Below are 19,566 nucleotides of genomic sequence, written 5' to 3'. Positions count from 1 at the left end.
CGCGGTCTGCCGATGAGTCAGGCATGACCTGATTCCGAGCGAGAGGTGGCGGTACGGTGCCTGACACCCGCCGAGCGATGCACGCGGTCGCTTCGTCGCCCGCCGATGTCGAGCAGGTCACCGCGCTGCTTTCCGCCGAGTCCGATGTGGACGCGATCGTCTCGTTCTCGCTGCTCAGAGGCGTGATTCCCGACGCCGATCTACTCATGCTCGCCAACCTGCGCGAAGTGCTCTTCGAGCTGCCTGAGGCACCGTTTCGTGCCGGGGAAGACCTCGAGCTGCTTGCTCGCGCGGGCGACTATGAAGACACGGGCCACTCGTATCGGCGCCGCTTCGAGAGCAACCACGGCGTCTTCGGCCTGGAGTTCGCCGGTCGCGGCAAGACCTGCGAGGGCATCTTCGTGCACACCCCTGCGGCGCGCATGCCTCTTGGACCTGCCGGGAGCTACCGGCTCGAACCCGAGATGATCGGTGTGTTCGCGCATCATCGGATCGTGCTCGACGCGCTTCTCGACGCGCTCGAGCTGCTCGGCGTGTCCTTGTCTCCGGTCATCTATCTGAGCGCAGAGGACTTTCTCGCTGAGCATGGCGCTGCCGCCGCGAGCGAGGCCATCGGCCAGCTCTTCTAGGCCGCGGCCGTTCCCCGAATCCCAGCGATTGCCAGCGGTTTCGGCATTGACTTCGGCCGTCGAACGCATACCATATGCTGTACCACGGTTCGCCAGACCACCATATCTGGTGCTAAGAGGGAAGCCGGTGCGCACGGGCTGCAACGCCGGCGCTGTCCCCGCAACTGTAAGTGAAGAGCCTATGCGTCAACCATGCCACTGGCGCTGTCACGCCGGGAAGGCCGACGAATAGGCGTCGACTCACGAGCCAGTAGACCTGCCGTGTCACACAGGAGTGGTATCACCAGGGCGGGGTGTCCCGGTGGCTCGCTTGAGGGGATTCGAATCGTCTCCCGCGCCGGCCGCCTCATGACACACCGCGAGGAGGAGGACGGCATGTCGGCGCAGGGCGTTTCAGCACCATCAGGGATTATCACGCGCGGGGGTCAACTCGCGCCGTTTGAGCTGGAGAAGATCCGCTCGGCTATCGAGCGCGCGGGCAAGGCGACCAACGAGTTCGACGGCGAAGAGGCCGATCTGCTCGCCAAGCAGGCGTTCAAGGTGCTCGCGCACCGATTCGTCGATGCGCCTCCGCACATCGAGCAGATTCAAGACGTCGTCGAGCAGGTACTCATCAGCGCCAACCACTTCGCGACGGCCCGTGCCTACATCGTCTACCGCGAGCAGCGCGCACGCCTTCGCGAAGACAAGCGCACCGTCGTCGAGGTCGAAAGCTCGATGAACGAGTACCTGTCGCGCGCAGACTGGCGCGTCAACGCCAACGCCAATCAGGGCTACTCGCTTGGCGGGCTCATCCTCAACGTCTCAGGCAAGGTCGTCGCCAACTACTGGCTCTCCCACGTCTATCCGCGGGAGGTCGGCGCGGCGCACCGCGACGGTGACGTCCACATCCACGACCTCGATATGCTCGCTGGCTACTGCGCCGGCTGGTCGCTTCGCACGCTCCTCACCGAGGGCCTCAACGGCGTGCCGGGCAAAGTCGAGTCCGGCCCCCCCAAGCACCTCTCGAGCGCCGTGGGACAGATCGTGAACTTCCTCGGCACGCTACAAAACGAGTGGGCGGGCGCGCAGGCGTTCTCGAGCTTCGACACCTACATGGCGGCGTTCGTCCGCAAGGACAACCTCGACTACGACTCGGTGCGCCAGTCGATCCAGGAGCTCGTCTACAACCTCAACGTGCCATCGCGTTGGGGCACCCAGACGCCGTTCACCAATCTCACATTCGACTGGACGTGCCCCGAGGACCTCGCGGGTGAGTACCCGGTCATCGGCGGCGTGACGCAGGAGTTCACCTACGGCGAGCTGCAGGCCGAGATGGACATGATTAACCGCGCCTACATCGAGGTCATGACAGAGGGCGATGCGCTCGGACGCGTCTTCACCTTCCCGATTCCCACCTACAACATCACGCCCGAGTTCCCCTGGGAGTCCGAGAACGCCACGCTTCTGTTCGAGATGACGGCGAAGTACGGCCTGCCCTACTTCCAGAACTTCCTCAACTCCGAGCTCAAGCCAAACATGGTCCGCTCGATGTGCTGCCGCCTGCAGCTCGATCTCACCGAGCTGCTCAAGCGCGGCAACGGCCTCTTCGGTTCCGCCGAGCAGACTGGCTCGCTCGGCGTCGTGACCGTCAACTGCGCACGCCTCGGCCACCTGTACGCCGGCAACGAGACCGCGCTGTACGCCGCGCTCGACACGCTGCTCGAGCTTTCGCGCACCTCACTCGAGCTCAAGCGCAAGGTCATCCAGCACCACATCGACAACGGGCTCTTCCCGTACACCAAGCGCTACCTCGGCACCTTGCGCAACCACTTCTCGACGATCGGCGTCAACGGTATCAACGAGATGGTCCGCAACTTCACAGGTGATGCGCACGACATCACCACGCCGGAAGGGCACGCGCTTGCCATCCGCTTCCTCGACCACGTGCGCGAGCAGATCGTGCGCTTCCAGGAGGAGACCGGGCATCTTTACAACCTCGAGGCCACGCCGGCCGAGGGGACGACCTACCGCTTCGCGCGCGAAGACCGCAAGCGCTACCCCGACATCATCCAGGCCGGTACCGAGGACAACCCGTACTACACCAACTCCTCGCAACTGCCCGCCGGCTTCACCGACGACCCGTTCGAGGCCCTCACCCGCCAAGAGGAACTGCAGCGCAAGTACACCGGCGGCACCGTGCTGCACCTCTACATGGGCGAGCGCGTCTCATCGGCGGACGCCTGCAAGAAGCTCGTGAAGCGCTCACTTGAGAACTTCCGCCTGCCCTACATCACCATCACGCCCACGTTCTCGGTCTGCCCGGTCCATGGGTACCTCGAGGGCGAGCACGAGTACTGCCCGAAGTGCGACGAGGAGCTGCTCGACCGCAAGCGCCTCGAAGCGACAACCTGCTGTTAGTGAAAGGAAGGGGACATCCGATGAACGATGACACCACTGCTCCGGAGCTTATGACCCAGCCCGTCCTCGCCGATGAGGAGCGTCAGCCGTGTGAGGTGTGGACCCGCGTCATGGGCTACCACCGCCCGGTCCAGTCCTTCAACGCCGGCAAGAAGGGCGAGTTCGCCGAGCGCGTCTGCTTCACCGAGGACCGTGCCGAGCTCAACTGATCTGCGGGTCGGGGGACTGTCGCCGCTCTCGAGCGTCGACTGGCCCGGCGAGCTTGTGGCCACCGTGTTCACGCGCGGCTGCCCGTGGCTCTGCCCGTACTGCCACAACTCCCACCTTCGCGGCGGCGGCACTGCCGCCGTTGCGGAGGGGGATGGCTTCACCTGGGACGACGTGCTCCTACTGCTGCGGGGGCGCGTCGGCCTGCTTGATGGCGTCGTGTTCACGGGCGGCGAGCCGCTCGCCCAGAGCGCGCTCGCTGGTGCGATGAGCGAAGTGCGCGAACTCGGCTTCCGCGTGGGACTTCACACGGGCGGGCCGTTGCCGGAGCGCATGCGCGAGGTGCTTCCGCTGGTGGACTGGGTCGGCTTCGACTTCAAGGCTCCCTTCGCCGACTACGAACGCGTCACCGGGGTGGCAGGCAGCGGCGAGTCCGCCCGCGAAAGCTTCGAGGCGCTCATCGCCAGCGGCGTGCCATTCGAGGTGCGCACGACGGTGCACTCCGTGCTGCTCGACGACGCGGCTCTGGTTCGGATGGCTGAAGAGCTCACCGCGTGTGGCGCAGCAAGCTGGGTGCTGCAGCCGTTCAGGCCGCAGGGCTGCGACGACGAGGCGCTGCTCGCGGCCCCGCGGGAGCGATTCGTCCTGCCCGAGGCACTCGCGAGCGGCCCGCTCGCCGTCGAGATCCGCGAGTAGCGCACCGCGCACCGAGCGCCGCCCGTCCGCCGCTTGCGGCGCGCCCGACCCCGCCCGCGACGCCATGACCTGCGACGCTGGCGCCCGCACGCTCGACTCGACTAGACTCGCACCGTTCACAACTGAACAGGCGTCATTCGGTGCCCGACGGTCATGCACGCGGCCGACGGGAGAATAGGGAACCCGGTGCGAATCCGGGACGGTACCCGCCACTGTGAGCGACCGCGAAGATGCGGCGCGAAGTCAGGAGACCTGCCGAGTGATGCGCGACGCGGCCTTCGAGGATAGAGGCCGGCTCGCGGTGTCTCGGCGACTCTCGCCAGGGCTCCCCGAACCGCTCCGCTGAAACCTGAAGCCCGCTCGCCTGCACGATGAGGCGGCGGGTTTCGTTGTATGCGGGACGCGTCATGTCAGCCCCGACGCAAGGAGGATGCATGTCCCGCACGAATGCACGACACGCACGGATCCGCGCTACTCGCACGGTGGCGCTCGCGCTGCTCGCCGTCGCCGCGCTCATCGCACTCAGCGGCTGTGCCGCACAGCCTGCGGCCCCCGCAGCACCCGAAGCCCCCGCAGTAGCACCGGCGTTTCCCGTGACGATCACAGACGACGCCGGCAAGTCAGTGACCATCGATGCCGAGCCACAGCGGATCGTCTCGCTTGCGCCGGCCAACACCGAGATTGCGTTCGCCCTCGGACTCGGCGATCGCATCGTTGGCGTGACCACCTACGACGACTACCCGGCTGAGGTGAAGGACATCGCGAAGGTCGGCGACTTCACGACGCCCAACTTCGAGGCGATCGCCGCGGCCGACCCGGACCTCGTGCTCGCCACCACCGGCGTTCAAGCCGACGCGATCAAGAAGCTCGAGTCGCTCGGCGCAACGGTCATCGCGATCGACCCGCAGAACTTGGCGGGCGTCTACGCCGACATCGAGCGCGTGGGCAAGGCCACCGGAACATCCGAGAAGGCCGCGACCCTCGTGGCCGACATGAAGGATGAGGTCGCTGCGGTTCAGGACGCCGTTTCCTCGGCCACGCCCGTTACCGCATTCGTCGAGATCGCGCAGAACCCGCTGTTCACGGCGGGCAAAGGCACCCTCATCGACGAGCTGGTCACGCTGGCCGGCGGGAAGAGCGTGGTCACCCAGGACGGGTACGTCGCATACTCCAGCGAGCAGGTCATCAAGGCCGATCCCGACGTGTACCTCGCGACCAAGGGCTCGATGAGCAATCCCGCAGAGCTGGCGAAGCGTGCCGGCTTCTCGAAGCTCTCGGCGGTCAAGGCCGACCGCGTCTTCGTACTCGACGACAATCTCGTCTCTCGTCCAGGACCTCGCGTCGTCGAAGGGTTGAAGCAGATCGCATCGTTCCTGCACCCCGACACAGCACCGACGGGCCAGTAGTCACCGGATGAACCCTCGCCGAGACACCCGCCCAGCGCTCGTCCTCGCGGCCCTCGTCATCGGCTTTCCGGTGGCGATGGTCGCGGGGGTGGCGTTCGGCGCTGTCTCGGTGCCGGTCGGCGACGTCATCGCCGCGATCGCCGGTGCGTTGCGGGGCGGCGGTGGTGGGCTCGCCGATACGCTCATCGTTGACGTGCGCCTCCCACGCGTCGTGTTGGCCGCCATCGTCGGGGCATCGCTCGCCGGCGCCGGGGCGCTCTACCAGGCGCTGTTTCGCAACCCGCTCGCCGACCCCTACATCCTCGGCATCTCGAGCGGTGCCGGGCTCGGCGCGATGGCTGCGATCGTCGCCACCGCCACGGCGACCGCGCTGCGGTTCGCCGCTGTCCCGCTCGCCGCATTTGTCGGCGCCACCCTCACGATGTTGCTTGTCGTGCGCCTCGCCACCCGCCGAGGCCGGCTCGACCCGACGTCGCTCTTGCTCGCCGGTGTCGCGCTGTCCTACACACTCGCTGCTGTGACGTCGTTTCTCATGGTGGTCGCCCGCGAGCAGATGGCGTCGATCGTCTACTGGATGATGGGCGGGTTCTCGGCGGCGTCGTGGCCGTACGTTGCGATGGTCGCGCCGATGTTCGCGCTCGGCATCGTGGTCCCGCTCGCCACCACTCGCGAGCTCAACCTCATGTTGCTCGGCGACGAACGCGCGGGCCATCTCGGCCTGTCGGTCGAGCGCTTCAAGCTGCTCACGCTCGCATCCGCCTCGCTACTCACGGCCGCGGCCGTCTCCGTCGCGGGGCTCATCGGCTTCGTAGGCCTCATGGTCCCCCACATGGTGCGGATCGTGATCGGGCCCGACCACCGAAAGCTGCTTCCGGCGTCGTTCTTCGCCGGCGCGATCGCGCTTGTGCTTGCCGACCTCGTCGCTCGCACCATCATCCGGCCCATCGAGATACCGGTCGGCATCGTGACCGCGGTGCTCGGCGGGCCGTTCTTCATCTGGCTGCTCGTGCGGGGGAGGGCCGGCCGATGAGCACTGAGCGCGACAGCGTGCTGCTCGCCTTCTGCGCGGCGACCGTTGGCTACGCAAGCGACCCCGTCGTCTCCGATGTGTCGCTGGAGCTGCACGCCGGTGAAGTCGTCGGCCTTGTCGGCCCCAATGGGGCTGGCAAGTCGACGCTGCTGCGCGTCGTCACCGGCGACGCCGATCTACTGGCCGGCTCCATCGAGATCGCAGGCGCCGACGCTCGCGTGCTGTCCGCGCGCGATCGCGCTCGGCTCGTGGGCGTCGTGCCCCAGCAAGTCACCGCGGCGTTCGCGCTGCCCGCCCGCGAGTTCGTCGAGATGGGCCGCCACGCACACGTTGCGCGCTTCGCGGCCCCCGGCGAAGTCGACCGTGCGGTCGTCGCCGAGGCGCTTGAGCTCACCGACACCGCACGCTTGGCCGAGCGCGCCACCGACGAGCTCTCCGGAGGCGACCTGCAACGCCTCGCTCTCGCGCAGGCCCTCGCGCAGCAGCCACGCGTCCTGCTGCTCGACGAACCCGTGAGCCACCTCGACCTGAACCATCGGCTCCAGGTGCTCGATCTCGTGCGCCAACTCGCCGCCGAGAAGGGCATCGGCGTACTCGTGGTCTTCCACGACCTCGATCTCGCGGCGCGCTACTCCGATCGAATCGCGGTCGTGGCAGAGGGCGAAGTCAGCGAGGGCGTCACTCCCGAGCGAGCGATCACGGCGGCGTCGTTGCGTGAGGTCTTCGGCGTGCGGGCCGTGGTCGCGACGGACCCCGTGACCGGCTCGGTGAGCGTCACGCCGCTGTTGCGCGAGGGTGCGGTCGCATCGCAGGACCGCGGCAGCGTCTTCGTCGTAGGAGGCTCGGGCGCGGCAGCGCCGCTGATGCGCCGGCTCGTGCTCGCCGGCTGGCGTGTGAGCGCGGGCGCGCTCAATGCGGGCGACGCCGATCAGATCGCGGCCGAGGCGCTCGCGGTTCCCTACGTCGCGATTCCGCCGTTCGCGCCGATGGACGCCGCCGCCGCCGAGCGGTCCGCCGCCGCGGCCCTTGCCGCCGAAGCGGTTGTCGTCTGCGAGGTGCCGTTCGGCCACGGCAACCTCGCGAACCTGTCGGCCGCAGCCGAAGCGGCACGCGCGGGACGCCGAGTCGTACTCGTCGGGGCCATCCAGGGTCGCGACTTCACCGGCGGCAGTGCAGAGGCGCTGTGGCGCGAGGCGGTCGCAGCCGGAGCGGTGAGCGTCGCGGACGACACCTCGGCCCAAGCCGCGCTTCTCGGCTGATTGCACCTACGGCGTGAGCTCCCTGTGATGGCGTGGGTACCTACTACATACGTCCCGCAATCGCGGGCGTGATGGAGGGAGAGCCCATGCCAGAGAAGAGCCACTGGCCGTTCGGCCCTGACGGGGGAGAGGGCGCCGCTCGCGAGAGTGACCGGTCGCTGGAGAAGCAGCGCGAGCGCGAGGCGCAGAAGCTTCAGATGGCCGCTCAAGCAGAGGTGCAGCGGCAGTCCCGTAACAATCGCCTCATCGTTGGCGGTAAGGCACACACACGCAAGAAGGGCCTGAGCTAGGGCCTTCGTGCAGCCCGCTCGGCTGCTGCGAGCATCGCGCCCCAGCCGGGCTCACATACACGCTCCCACGCGCAGCCGTCGCACGCCTGCGCGCGCCACGTGCCGACGCCGATCGCATCGTCTTCCAGCCGATCGCGCGCCTCGGGCAGGGAGATGCGCTCGCCCACGTTCACTCCCAGGATATCGAGCGCGAGCGCGTCGATGCGCGCAATCTCCGCCTCGCCGCCGGCGTCCTCGCTCGTACACAGGCCATCGGCGCCGAGCTCGGGGCACGCCGCGCAGACGACGTCAGCGCCCGCGACGACAAGCGCTCGTCCTGAGCTTGCGCGCTCGACGACGCCACCCAAGTTCGCGACGAACTCCTCGGAGTAGCCTTCTCCTCGAAAGAACTGCAGGCAGATGAGGTGATGGCCGCGCAGGCGCGGAACTCGCAACGGGCTCACTCGGCACCGCCGCCATCGAACAACGCACCTTGCGGCGGGTTGGCGTCGAGCGGTTCGTGCTGCGGCGCCACTTCGACAGGCACGCCGAGATCGATCGCAGTCAGTCGTGCAACGAGGGCGCGCTTGGCCAGTGAAGGTGTGTTGTTGGTATCCGAGCGGTGGAGCGCGAACACCCTGCGCAGACGGCCCGATGCTAGGCGCTCCAGCGCGTCGGCGGCATCGGGGTTAGACAGGTGCCCCTCGGCGGAGCGGATGCGGCGCTTGAGAAACGCCGGGTAGGGTCCTTGCTCGAGCATGAGCAGGTCATGGTTGCTTTCGATGCCGAGAATGTCGACGTCTGAGAGTGCCTCGGCGGCTTCTGCGGTAAGGACGCCGGTGTCAGTCGCGAGCCCGAACCGCTCGCCCGCGTCGCTCTCGATGAGGTAGCCGACCGGCTCGGCGGAGTCATGCGAGGTGCGAAAGGGGACGACTGACAGCGTGCCGATGCGGATCGGCTCACCGGCGACGACGGTGACGACCTCGCCGGGAAGATGATCGAGGCCGGCCGCCATGCGTGTACCGCGGGTGGCATGGACCGCGCAGGCGTGCCGCCGCGCGAAGACGTCGACGCCTCGCAGGTGGTCCAAGTGCTCGTGCGTGAGCAGGATCGCACTCACGTCGTCGGCGATAAGCCCGGCAAGCGTCATGCGACGCGAGACTTCGCGGGCGGAGAATCCGCAGTCGATGAGGAGCGTCGTTTCACCGTCACTCACGGCCGTGGCATTGCCCGACGAACCGGAGCCCAGAAACACCACGCGAAGTCGGCAGGTATCAGGCATGCGGGCAGTGTACACCGCGTCTACGACACTTCTGTCGGCCACGCGCAGGATTTGGGAATACACTGAGCAACGTCAACTCGGGTCGCCTTGGGGTAGCTCAAAGTTATTCACTGCGACTACGGCCCGGAGCAAGGAGCTGGAATGGCAATCCATCTATACGCACTCTCGACCTGCCCGTACTGCCGTATGACCAAGAAGTATCTGGATGAGCACGAGATCGAGTACGAGATCACTGAAGTCGATCTCCTCGAAGGTGACGAGAAGGACGCCGCGGTAGCCGAGGTCGTTCGGCTGTCCGGTGGCAAGTCGTTCCCTGTCCTCGACGCCAACGGCCAAGTGGTCGTGGGCTTTAACAAGGGTCGCATGGCCCAAGTCCTCGAGCTGTAGGTCGGTCATGTCACCTGACAAGCCGATTCGCAGGGTGTTCTCCGCCGACACGACCATCGATGACCTCAAGGCGTACATGGGGCCGTTCGCCGAGCGTCTCGGCTACAAGTTCAACACCGAGACCGACTTCGTGGACGAGGTGCTCGCAAGCGAGATAGAGATTCTCGAGCGTGACGGCGACGTCTACTGCCCGTGTCGGGTGCGCAGTGGTGACCCCAAGGAAGACGCGCAGATAGTGTGTCCGTGCATCCCGTTCTTCCGGGACGAGTTCGCCGCAATCAGCAAGTGCTGGTGTGGGCTGTTCATCTTGAGCGAGATCGAGGACGGGGCAGACCTCATCGGCGTGCTCGAGGAGGTCGAGCCGGGTACGCTCGTGCAGGTTCCGGTATGCCGCCTCGACGACCTGTCGGCTTCGACGCCGCGCCACTTCAAGATCGGCAAGCGCGACATCGCCGTCGTCCGCGTGGGCGACGAGGTGTTCGCTCTGTCGAATCTGTGCCGCCACGCGTTCGGTCCGCTGTCCGAGGGGTTCGTCGACGGCTATCACGTGATGTGTCCTTGGCATGGTTGGCGATATGACGTCCGAGACGGCAGCACCGATCATCCCAACGCCGACGTCGCCACGTTTCCTGCGTCAGTTCGCGACGGGGTCGTCTTCGTGGCGGTGCCACTCGGCCGCGCGAAAGCGTAGCGTGCGCGCAGGCGACTCGTACCTCTGCGGTGGTATCGGGGCGTACGCCCGTGGGCGAATGCGTGCGGGCGAGCGGGTAGGTACTATCGGGTCATGAACACCAGCAGACGATTCTCGTGGGGCAGCCTCTCCGCGACGGCGCGCGACTCGATCGGCGCCGTGACGGGCGCGGTCGTGAGCGCCACGTTCCTCATGCTTCGCGCGCCGATCGTGATCCGCGGTGGCGGGTTCGGCGGAGGCGATCCGGGGGCCGAGCAGTTCAAGACCCAGGGAGCCGAGACACTCAGGCTCGCACGGCCCGAGCTCTCCCCGTGGGCGGTCGTGCTCTCGGCGATCGCCTTCCTGCCGCTTGCCTACCGCCGCAGGTTCCCCCTTGCCGTGCTTGCCGTGGTCACCGGAATCACCGCCGCCAACGACCTCATTCCCGGTCCGCCCTCGCTGGTGTTCCTCGCGCCGCTGATCGCGCTCTATACGGTGGGTACGGAGCGGTCCCGCAAGACTCTTGTCGCCGCCGCATGCCTCACGGCCACGGCTCAGCTTGCGATCTCACTGCCGCACTACACGAGCACGACGTTCTGGGCCGACGCGGTACGCATCATCTCGATGGTTGCGGTCGCCGCAGCGCTCGGGGATGCCACCCGCAACCGGCGTGCGTACGTCGCCGAGGTCGAGCAGCGCGCGGTCGAGGCTGAGCGCACCCGCGACGAAGAGGCTCGCCGGCGCGTCGACGAAGAGCGGCTGCGCATCGCGCGCGAGTTGCACGACGTCACGGCGCACTCCCTTTCCATCATCGCCGTGCAGTCGGGTGCCGCAGCACACGTCATCGACACCAACCCTGCCGAGGCGAGGCGCTCGCTCGACGCGATACGCCGGACGAGCAAAGAAGCGCTCGACGAGCTTCGGGCGATGCTCGGCGTGCTGCGCTCGGAAGACGATGCCGGTGCGCCGCTGGCGCCGACGCCCGGCCTGGCACGGCTCGGGGATCTCGCGGCGCCGATGCGCGACGCGGGGGTCGAGGTCGCGCTCGACGTCGCCGAGTCACTCGACGAGCTGCCCGCGCTCGTTGACGCGTCGGCATACCGCATCGTGCAGGAGGCGCTCACCAACGTGGTACGCCACGCGGGTCCGTGCGCTGTCACGGTGCGGGTGCGTCGAGTGGGTGATGACCTCACCATCGAAGTCGCAGACAGCGGGGTTGGGGCGTCTGCAGAGGTATCTGCAGGTCACGGGCTTGCCGGCATGCGCGAGCGCGCACTGGCACTCGGAGGCACGTTTGAGGCGGGTCCCCGCTCGGAAGGCGGTTTCCGTGTGGCCGCGATGCTCCCGATCACGTCGAGAGGTGGGCGAGCGTAAATGGGCGACCGGATCAGAGTGCTCGTCGCCGATGACCAAGCGCTCGTGCGCGGGGGCTTTCGGGTGCTCGTCGAGTCGGCCGCCGATCTCGAGGTAGTGGGAGAAGCGTCCGATGGGGTAGAGGCGCTTCGGCTCGTCCGCGAGCTTTCGCCCGATGTGGTGTTGATGGACATCCGCATGCCTGCCAAGGACGGCATCGAGGCCACGCGCGAGATCGCGTCCGACCCTGCCACAGCCGCCACGCGCGTGCTGATCCTGACCACCTTCGATCTCGACGAGTACGTCTATGACGCGCTGCGCGCCGGCGCCAGCGGCTTTCTTCTCAAGGACACCGAGCCCGACGCTCTGCTCGACGGCATCCGTGTCGTGGCGAGCGGGGATGCGCTGCTTGCGCCCTCCGTCACCCGCCGACTGATCGCCGAGTTCTCGCACCGCCCCTCGCCTTCGAGGGCGAGTGTCGCGCAGCTTGAGGTGCTGACGGAGCGCGAAGTTCAGGTGCTGTCGCTGGTCGCGCGTGGGATGTCGAACGCCGAGATAGCCGCCGAACTCTTCATCAGCCCGGCCACGGCCAAGACACACGTCAGCCGCGTGATGATGAAGCTCGACGCTCGTGATCGCGCCCAGCTCGTGGCCATGGCCTACGAGAGCGGGCTCGTCACCCCGGGAATCTTGGGCGACTAGACGACCTCGGCGCGTACTCCCGAGGGAGTATGCGAACTCACTCCCCCAGCATGACGAATCGCTGACGCGGGATGCCTAGCCTTGAAGGTGCGAACACACCGTACCGAGGAGGCACCATGAGCGCGCGCAGTTCACGACTACCGATCGGCCATCCGATCGCATCTCCCGGAGGTGCCCGATGAACGCGGAAGCGGCGCCGCGTACGGCCGCCCGCAAGCGCACCTCGCGCTGGATGATCGCCGTCGCGGTGGGACTCGCGGTTGTTGTCGCTGCGACCGCAGCGTTTGCGCTCCTGCGCCCGAAGGCATCCACGACCTCGAGCTACGCGACCGCGACGGCTGAGCGCACGACACTGCAAGTCCTGGTCTCAGGCACAGGTACCGCGGTCGTCGCCGATGCTGTGACAGTCAACCCGCAGATCAGCGGTACCGTCGAGAAGCTCTACGTGAGTCTCGGCGAGACGGTGACCGCGGGTGACCGGCTCTACACCATCTCGAGCGATGACGTTGAAACGCAGCGGCTGCAGGCGAAGGCCTCGCTGCTTCAGTCCAAGCAGAGTCTCTCCTCGGCCAAGTCGAGCAAGACGCGCGCAAGCAACGACCTGTACGCCGCGAACACGGCGAAGATCCAGGCACAGCAGAACCTCGACGACCTGCGCAGCCAGCCTGCGACGACACCGGGACTCGCCGACAAGATCGAGATCGCAGAACGGCAGCTGACCAGCGCCAAGAAGGGCGTGACGAGTGCGAAGACGGCGGTCACGACCGCTCAGATCGGCGTGGATGCCGCATCCGCGAGCTACTCCTCGTCGCAGGAGTCGTACAACGCCGCGGTCGACAGCACGAACGACACCGTGGTCACGGCTCCCATCGATGGCGTCATCACGGCGATGCCGCTCTCGGTCGGTTCTGACGTGAGCGCGGGCTCGACGAGCAGTTCCCCGAGCGGATCGTCGAGCTCCTCGGCTGCGGGTGCGACGGGCTCCTCGACCTCCTCGGCGAGCGACTCGGGCTCCTCGATCACCATCTCCGACATGGGCAGCCTCGAGGTCGAGGTCGCAGTGAGCGAGGCCGACATCACGACAGTCGCCATCGACCAGACAGCGACGGTTACCTTCGACGCGGTCTCGAACCTCACCTTCGAGGGCGTGGTCAAGTCGATTTCACCGAACGGCACGAGCTCCTCGGGGGTCGTCAACTACACCGTGCGGCTCACGCTCGATTCCGTTGAGGCGCGGCTGAAGCCCGACATGACCGCTACGGCTGACATCGCAACAGTGGTCGCGAAGGACGCGCTCGTCGTGCCGAGTACCGCGGTGAAGTCGAACAACGGCGAGAAGTACGTTGTAGTCGTCGGGGCTGGTGGTCAGACGAGCAACAAGACCGTCACGACGGGCATCAGCGACGATTCGTCGGTACAGATCCTCACCGGCCTGTCGGATGGCGCCGTCGTCGTGACCGGATCGACGAGCAGCGCCACTTCGTCGAGCTCCTCGAGCTCATCGAGCAGCCGGTCGGGCGGGTTCATGATGGGCGGGCCGGGCGCCGGGGGCACGCCTCCCTCGGGCGGGCCGGGCAACTGATGGGCGCCATCATCGAAGTCCAGGACGTGGTGAAGACCTACGTCACCGGAGACACCTATACGGCCGCTCTCAAGGGCGTCTCGCTCGAGGTCCAGGAAGGCGAGTTCCTTGCCATCATGGGTCCCTCGGGATCGGGCAAGTCGACGCTGATGAACCTGCTCGGCCTGCTTGATACGCCGACCGCCGGCAGTTACCTCATCCGAGGCGTGGACGTGTCCTCGCTCGATGAGGTCGAGCTTGCCGAGGCCAGGGCCCGCGAGATCGGGTTCGTGTTCCAGTCGTTCAACCTGTTGCCCCGTGCCACCGTCATGCGAAACGTCATGCTGCCGCTCGTCTACGCACGCACCCCCGAGAAGGAACGCGAGGGCAAGGCGCTGAGGGCCCTCGAAGCCGCGGGTCTGGCTCCCGAGCTGCACTACAAGAGCTCCAACCAGCTCTCGGGCGGGCAGATGCAACGCGTCGCCATCGCCCGCGCGCTCATCAACGAGCCGGCGCTCATTCTCGCGGACGAGCCCACCGGCAACCTCGATACCGTCACAGGCGATCACATCCTCGCCACCTTCAAACGCCTGCGAGACGAGGGCCGCACGATCGTGCTCATTACGCATGAGCCCGAGGTTGCCGAGAACGCGGATCGCACCATCCACATCCGTGACGGCCTCATCACCGACGAAGTGGGGGTGGGGCACCGATGAGACTCAAAGACCTCATGGCCGAGACGTTCCTGTCGCTTACGGCCAACAAGGCTCGATCGTTCCTGACGGTGCTCGGCATCGTGGTCGGCATAACGTCGGTCATCGTCATGGTGGCGTTCGGACAGGGCACCAAGGCCTCGATCGAGTCGAACATCTCATCGATGGGGGCGAACCTGCTGACCGTCTCTCCCGGCGGTCAGGAGAGCCGGCAGATCGGCGGCGGCGGCGCAGGTGCCAACACCAACTCGTTGACGCTCAAGGACGTCGAAGCGATCCGTACGCAGGTCGCGGGCGTCAAGCGCGTCGCTCAGACGACGCAAAGCTCGTATCAGGCATCCGCCGAGGCGAGCAACACCAACGTGAGCGTCACAGGAACGACCGCCGACTACCCGCTCATCCGCAGCGTGACCGTCTCAAACGGCAGCTGGTTCACAACCGACCAGGAGGACACCGGCGCGCGCGTGGCCGTGCTCGGTCCGACAACCGCCGAGACGCTCTTCGGCTCGGTTGACGCAGCGATCGGCCAGAAGATGCGGGTCAACGCCCAGCCGTTCACGGTCATCGGCGTGACCGAAAGCAAGGGCGGCAGCGGGATGACGAATCAGGACGAGGCCGTCTACATCCCATTCGACACCTTCCAGCAGCACCTTTCGAAGTCGACCGGCGTGAGCACGATCTACGTCGAGGCTGAAAGCCAGGACGTCATGACGCAGGTCGAGGCCGACATGGATGAGCTGCTGCTTGCCCGCCACGGCATCTCGGAGTCGGGCAGTGCCGACTTTCGGATCATGAACCAAGAGGACATAGCTTCGACGCTGTCGACGGTGACCACGACGCTGACGCTGCTTCTCGGGTCGATCGCCGGGATCTCACTCGTGGTCGGCGGCATCGGGATCATGAACATGATGCTGACCACGGTGACGGAGCGCATTCGCGAGATCGGCCTTCGCAAGGCGCTCGGGGCGACGCGCTCCGACCTCACCTCGCAGTTTCTCGCCGAGGCGGTCGCGCTCACCATGCTCGGCGGCGTGATCGGCATCGTGCTCGGTTGGCTGATCGCCTTCGCCATCACTTCGTTCTCCAGCTACAACGCCGAAGTGAGTCTGCTCTCGGTCGGAATCGCCGTGGGCGTGTCGACGGCGATCGGCATCGTGTTCGGCTACTACCCCGCGCGTCGTGCAGCGAAGCTCGATCCCATCGAAGCGCTGCGCTACCAGTAGGCACCCATCATCCAAGCACCAACCGAGGCGGCCTGTGGTGCGGCCTCGGAAAGGAGGCGACAGTGGACGGAACACAAGCGGCTCAGCAGGGCGGGGCAGGCACAGCGCAGCTCGGCGGACCTCCGAGCGGGTTTCCCGGCGGTCCTGGTGGGGCTCCGGGAGGTCGAAGCGGCCTCATGTTCCTCGGCCCGTGGGGCGGCATCATCGGCATCGCGCTGCTCGTCCTGACCTATGTCGTGCTCGCAGTCGCGCTCTGGCGGTTTCTGAGCAAGGCGGGTCTCACTCCGGCCGTTGCGCTGCTCATGCTCGTCCCCGTCGTGAACCTGGGTGTTGTGTTGTGGGCGGCGTTCACCGAGTGGCCCGCATTGCGCGAAGTCGACCGCCTGAAGCAACAACTGGCGGTCCGTGAGGTGCGGGGCACGGCTGCGTCTCGGGGCGACGAGCCGGTGGACGCCCCTGGCGAACCGGTCAGCGACGACGAAGGCGCTGCGTGACGACCGTCAGAATGGAGGCGACCGCTACGAATGCGACCCATTGCCACGTACCACCGGGTTGCCACGCCTCCAGCCCGGCGGCGACTGCACCACCCACTGCCCACGGCCAGGTGAAGCCGCCGCCCGTCAGGCTCTCACCCAACAGGCAGACGACGGCTACGACGATCCATGCCCAAAACGCGAGGGTCACGCGAGGCCTTTCGGGTTGGCAACAACGCTCATAAGACAGCGTAGACGAAAGCGAATGCGACGTGCGACTCCCGGGATGGTGCGTGCGGCCCTCCTGAAACGCATATTGCGCATCGGAATAGTGCGTATACAGGTCTCCATTCGGTGATACGATCGCGCAGCAAGCACGTTCGCGTACTCGAAGGAGGCACCTCATGTCTGACATCGCATCCGCAGTCGACGCGACCATCGGCGCGACTCCGCTCGTCTACCTCAACAAGCTCTCGGAAGGTCTTCCGGGCACCGTCGCGGTCAAGCTCGAGTCGCGCAATCCCGGCGGTTCCGTCAAGGATCGTATCGGCAAGAGCATGATCGACGACGCCGAGCAGCGCGGCGTGATCACCCCCGGCAAGACCGTCATCGTCGAGCCGACAAGCGGCAACACCGGCATCGCTCTGGCGCTCGTCGGTGCCGCGCGCGGCTACCGCGTCGTCCTCACCATGCCCGAGTCGATGTCCATCGAACGCCGCAAGCTCCTCAAGGCGTTCGGCGCTGAGCTCGTTCTCACCGACAAGGCCAAGGGTATGAAGGGTGCCGTCGAAGCCGCCGAGGAACTCGCAGCTTCCACTCCCGATGCATGGATTGCGGGTCAGTTCGACAACCCGGCCAACCCTCGCGCTCACTACGCGACCACCGGGCCTGAGATCGCCGAGGCCATCGGCGACGCGCAGCTCGGTGCGTTCGTCGCAGGCGTCGGCACCGGCGGCACGATCTCCGGTGCGGGCCGCTACCTCAAGGAGCGCTTCCCGGAGGCGCTCGCAATCGCAGTCGAGCCGGCCGAGTCGCCCATCATCACGCAGAAGCGAGCCGGGCAAGACCTCACCCCCGGTCCGCACCTCATCCAGGGCATCGGCGCGAACTTCATCCCCGGTGTGCTGGACCTCGATGTCCTCGACGGCGTGGAGCAGGTGGTTGGCGACGACGCGATCGCAACCGCACGGCGCATGGCCGCCGAAGAGGGCCTTCTGGTGGGCATCTCGAGCGGTGCGAACGTCACCGCCGCTCTGCGGCTCGCCGCTCGTCCGGAGTTCGCCGGCAAGCTCATCGTCACCGTCGCCCCGTCAACGGGAGAGCGCTACCTGTCGACGAAGCTGTGGGAGGAGTTGGGCTAACGATGCGCGTTCCGCAGAGTCTGGATTATGCGGTACGGGCTCTCGTGCTCCTGGCTCTCCAGCCGCCCGGCGAGTTCATCGCCGCGGGCGAGCTGGCGGACCACCTCGGGCTACCGCGACGCTTCGTTGAGCAGCAGATTACCGCTCTGTCGCGAGCAGGGATCGTCAACTGCCGTCGTGGTGCGAGTGGTGGGTGTGCATTGGCAAGACCGAGTAAGGATGTATCGGTATTCGATATTGTCCGCGCCGTACAAGGTGAGGTACTCGACGTTCCGCGAGTCACTGGCTCGGCTGCCTCAGCACTCTGGCAGGAGGCGGCCGATGAGCTGGGGCGCCATCTACAAGGCGTGACACTCGAGGATCTTGCAAAACGGCAGCGGGAACTCGATGGCTCTGCCGCGAGTATGTACTGGATTTGATACATCCGGACGGGGATTCGCATGTATCCAATACATATATCTCGCGCACGCGAACCACTCACCCTTCTCGCTCTCAATATGCAGCGAGCAGGTGGTTGCATTCCTCGGCGTTCTGATACACTCCGAGGGTCCTGCGGTGGGATGGCCGCGGATGTCGGCGTCCTCAAATAGGACTTCGGCAAGCATCGCAAGGGATTCTGTCCAGGGAGCAAGGGAGGAACTATGAAGGTGAGCAAGAAGCTCGTGCTCGCCGTCGTCGCTGCGCTGGTTGCGCTTGCGATGATCGCCACCGGTTGCGGTGGCGGCGGTACGACCGGCGGTACGACCGGTGGCACCGAGGCGAAGACCATCACGATCGGTATCGGCGCTCCGCTGACCGCCGGCGCAGTCGCTCTTGGCAAGGGTATGGCACGCGGTGCCAACCTGGCCGTCGACGAGGCCAACAAGGGCGAGGCCGCCAAGGCCGCCGGTATCACGTTCAAGACCGTCGAGGGTGACGATCAGGGCGACCCGAAGACCGGCGTTACCGTTGCGAACACGTTCGCTTCCGACCCGACGCTCGTTGGCGTCATGGGTCACCTGAACTCGGGCGTTTCGATCCCGGCTTCGAAGGTCTACGCGCAGAAGAAGATCGTTCAGATCTCGCCTGCGTCGACCAACCCGGCACTCACCCAGCAGGGCCTCACGAACGTCTTCCGCGTCTGCACCACCGACGCGGTCCAGGGTCCGGCTGCTGCCGACTACGCGTTTGATCTCCTCGGCTTCAAGACCGCCTACGTCGTCGATGACTCGACCCCGTACGGCACCGGTCTGGCCGATGAGTTCGCCAAGGAGTTCGAGGCCAAGGGCGGCAAGATCCTCGGCCGTCAGAAGACCTCCGACCAGGACAAGGACTTCAACGCTCTGGTCACCAAGATCAAGGGCACCAGCCCTGAGCTGATCTACTACGGCGGCATCTACAACGCCGGCGCGCTCCTCGCCAAGCAGGCCAAGGAAGCCGGCCTGAAGGCCCCGCTGATGGGCGGCGACGGTCTCTACGACGCCGAGTTCATCAACCTCGCCGGCGAGGCTGCCGCTGAGGGCGACTTCGCCACCTCCGTCGGTCTCCCGATCGACAAGCTGCCGAAGGGCCAGGAGTTCTCGGCCGCCTACAAGGCTGCCTTCCCGAGCGACGAGATCGCCGCATACGACGCCTACGCCTATGACGCCACGAACGTCATCATCGAGGCCGTCCTTGCTGTCGCCAAGGAGAAGGGCGCTGCTGCTGTCGCCACCCCCGAGGGTCGCGACGCCATCATCGCCGCTGTTGCTGCCACCAAGACCACCGGCGTCACCGGCGAGATCGCCTTCGACGCCACCGGTGACACGACGAACAAGGCGATCAGCCTGTACGTCGTAGAGGGTGGCAAGTGGACCACGAAGGCCACGCCCCAGTAAGCAGTAGGGCATGACCGTCCTGGTCTTCTAAGGACACGGTCCGGGCGGGCACCCTGCGGTGCCCGCCCGGATTCCATGTCCGGTGACGG

Annotated in this window: 21 protein-coding genes and 2 riboswitches; of the genes, 18 read left to right on the top strand and 3 right to left on the bottom strand. The window is 66.5% G+C overall.

Translation table 11 applies throughout. From position 1 onward, the window contains the following. Positions 1 to 56 precede the first annotated feature (56 nt). The 7 genes from HGB10_06200 to HGB10_06170 all read left to right on the top strand — a co-directional run bounded on the left by HGB10_06200 (position 57) and on the right by HGB10_06170 (position 7,917). Entirely contained in the window at positions 57 to 629 is a 573-nt protein-coding gene (locus HGB10_06200; GenBank protein NTU71392.1) for a hypothetical protein, read from the top strand. 68 nt (positions 630 to 697) lie between these two features. Further along, a riboswitch (cobalamin riboswitch) is annotated at positions 698 to 908 on the top strand. 96 nt (positions 909 to 1,004) lie between these two features. After that, positions 1,005 to 3,029: a ribonucleoside triphosphate reductase gene (locus HGB10_06195; GenBank protein NTU71391.1), complete on the top strand. Its 2,025-nt coding sequence runs from the start codon at positions 1,005 to 1,007 to the stop codon at positions 3,027 to 3,029. A gap of 72 nt (positions 3,030 to 3,101) precedes the next feature. Further along, positions 3,102 to 3,932, top strand: coding sequence for an anaerobic ribonucleoside-triphosphate reductase activating protein (locus tag HGB10_06190; protein ID NTU71390.1), 831 nt, complete (start codon positions 3,102 to 3,104; stop codon positions 3,930 to 3,932). A 121-nt stretch (positions 3,933 to 4,053) separates the two neighbouring features. Further along, positions 4,054 to 4,207: riboswitch (cobalamin riboswitch) on the top strand. 159 nt (positions 4,208 to 4,366) lie between these two features. Next, positions 4,367 to 5,338 carry an ABC transporter substrate-binding protein gene (locus tag HGB10_06185; GenBank protein ID NTU71389.1) on the top strand — a complete coding sequence of 324 codons (972 nt, stop codon included), beginning with the start codon at positions 4,367 to 4,369 and terminating at the stop codon, positions 5,336 to 5,338. Positions 5,339 to 5,345: 7 nt separating this feature from the next. After that, entirely contained in the window at positions 5,346 to 6,368 is a 1,023-nt protein-coding gene (locus HGB10_06180) for an iron ABC transporter permease (protein NTU71388.1), read from the top strand. Continuing rightward, a complete protein-coding gene (locus HGB10_06175; protein NTU71387.1) occupies positions 6,365 to 7,627 on the top strand; it encodes an ABC transporter ATP-binding protein in 1,263 nt (420 codons plus the stop codon). Before HGB10_06180 ends, HGB10_06175 begins: the two co-directional genes overlap by 4 nt. Before the next feature lie 86 nt (positions 7,628 to 7,713). Further along, positions 7,714 to 7,917: a hypothetical protein gene (locus HGB10_06170; GenBank protein ID NTU71386.1), complete on the top strand. Its 204-nt coding sequence runs from the start codon at positions 7,714 to 7,716 to the stop codon at positions 7,915 to 7,917. Here HGB10_06170 and HGB10_06165 read toward each other — a convergent pair. Both HGB10_06165 and HGB10_06160 read right to left on the bottom strand, forming a co-directional pair. Further along, on the bottom strand, positions 7,914 to 8,360 hold the full coding sequence (locus HGB10_06165; protein NTU71385.1) for a DUF1284 domain-containing protein: 447 nt from the start codon (positions 8,358 to 8,360) through the stop codon (positions 7,914 to 7,916). The two genes, HGB10_06170 and HGB10_06165, sit on opposite strands and share 4 nt — an antisense overlap. Further along, complete coding sequence (locus tag HGB10_06160; GenBank protein NTU71384.1) at positions 8,357 to 9,178, bottom strand: MBL fold metallo-hydrolase; 822 nt, start codon at positions 9,176 to 9,178, stop codon at positions 8,357 to 8,359. The genes HGB10_06165 and HGB10_06160 overlap by 4 nt, the downstream gene beginning before the upstream one ends. A 141-nt stretch (positions 9,179 to 9,319) precedes the next feature. On the opposite strand from HGB10_06160, the gene HGB10_06155 reads away from it, so the two are divergent. The 8 genes from HGB10_06155 to HGB10_06120 all read left to right on the top strand — a co-directional run bounded on the left by HGB10_06155 (position 9,320) and on the right by HGB10_06120 (position 16,281). Continuing rightward, positions 9,320 to 9,565: a glutaredoxin family protein gene (locus HGB10_06155; GenBank protein NTU71383.1), complete on the top strand. Its 246-nt coding sequence runs from the start codon at positions 9,320 to 9,322 to the stop codon at positions 9,563 to 9,565. A gap of 7 nt (positions 9,566 to 9,572) precedes the next feature. Next, positions 9,573 to 10,256 (top strand): Rieske 2Fe-2S domain-containing protein, encoded by a 684-nt coding sequence (locus HGB10_06150; GenBank protein ID NTU71382.1) that lies wholly within the window; start codon positions 9,573 to 9,575, stop codon positions 10,254 to 10,256. Positions 10,257 to 10,349: 93 nt separating this feature from the next. After that, positions 10,350 to 11,609, top strand: a complete 1,260-nt coding sequence (locus HGB10_06145) for a sensor histidine kinase (protein NTU71381.1) — start codon at positions 10,350 to 10,352, stop codon at positions 11,607 to 11,609. Then, positions 11,610 to 12,290, top strand: coding sequence for a response regulator transcription factor (locus HGB10_06140; protein NTU71380.1), 681 nt, complete (start codon positions 11,610 to 11,612; stop codon positions 12,288 to 12,290). Positions 12,291 to 12,468: 178 nt separating this feature from the next. After that, the gene (locus HGB10_06135) at positions 12,469 to 13,872 is read left to right on the top strand and encodes an HlyD family efflux transporter periplasmic adaptor subunit (protein ID NTU71379.1); all 1,404 of its coding nucleotides are present in this window, start codon (positions 12,469 to 12,471) and stop codon (positions 13,870 to 13,872) included. Next, a complete protein-coding gene (locus tag HGB10_06130; GenBank protein NTU71378.1) occupies positions 13,872 to 14,567 on the top strand; it encodes an ABC transporter ATP-binding protein in 696 nt (231 codons plus the stop codon). Before HGB10_06135 ends, HGB10_06130 begins: the two co-directional genes overlap by 1 nt. Next, a complete protein-coding gene (locus HGB10_06125; GenBank protein NTU71377.1) occupies positions 14,564 to 15,787 on the top strand; it encodes an FtsX-like permease family protein in 1,224 nt (407 codons plus the stop codon). Before HGB10_06130 ends, HGB10_06125 begins: the two co-directional genes overlap by 4 nt. Before the next feature lie 62 nt (positions 15,788 to 15,849). Next, a complete protein-coding gene (locus HGB10_06120) occupies positions 15,850 to 16,281 on the top strand; it encodes a hypothetical protein (GenBank protein NTU71376.1) in 432 nt (143 codons plus the stop codon). On the opposite strand, the gene HGB10_06115 is transcribed toward HGB10_06120, so the two are convergent. Next, entirely contained in the window at positions 16,256 to 16,471 is a 216-nt protein-coding gene (locus HGB10_06115) for a hypothetical protein (protein ID NTU71375.1), read from the bottom strand. The genes HGB10_06120 and HGB10_06115 overlap by 26 nt on opposite strands. Before the next feature lie 193 nt (positions 16,472 to 16,664). On the opposite strand from HGB10_06115, the gene cysK reads away from it, so the two are divergent. The 3 genes from cysK (at position 16,665) to HGB10_06100 (ending at position 19,477) form a co-directional block, all read left to right on the top strand. After that, on the top strand, positions 16,665 to 17,621 hold the full coding sequence (gene cysK, locus HGB10_06110) for a cysteine synthase A (protein NTU71374.1): 957 nt from the start codon (positions 16,665 to 16,667) through the stop codon (positions 17,619 to 17,621). A 2-nt stretch (positions 17,622 to 17,623) separates the two neighbouring features. After that, the gene (locus tag HGB10_06105) at positions 17,624 to 18,040 is read left to right on the top strand and encodes an Rrf2 family transcriptional regulator (GenBank protein ID NTU71373.1); all 417 of its coding nucleotides are present in this window, start codon (positions 17,624 to 17,626) and stop codon (positions 18,038 to 18,040) included. A gap of 228 nt (positions 18,041 to 18,268) precedes the next feature. Beyond that, entirely contained in the window at positions 18,269 to 19,477 is a 1,209-nt protein-coding gene (locus tag HGB10_06100) for a branched-chain amino acid ABC transporter substrate-binding protein (protein NTU71372.1), read from the top strand. Positions 19,478 to 19,566: the final 89 nt, after the last annotated feature.

This window comes from Coriobacteriia bacterium (assembly GCA_013334745.1).
GTDB lineage: Bacteria > Actinomycetota > Coriobacteriia > Anaerosomatales > JAAXUF01 > JAAXWY01.
The sequence above is the reverse complement of the archived record's forward strand: the minus strand, read 5'-3'. Positions and strand labels throughout refer to the sequence as shown.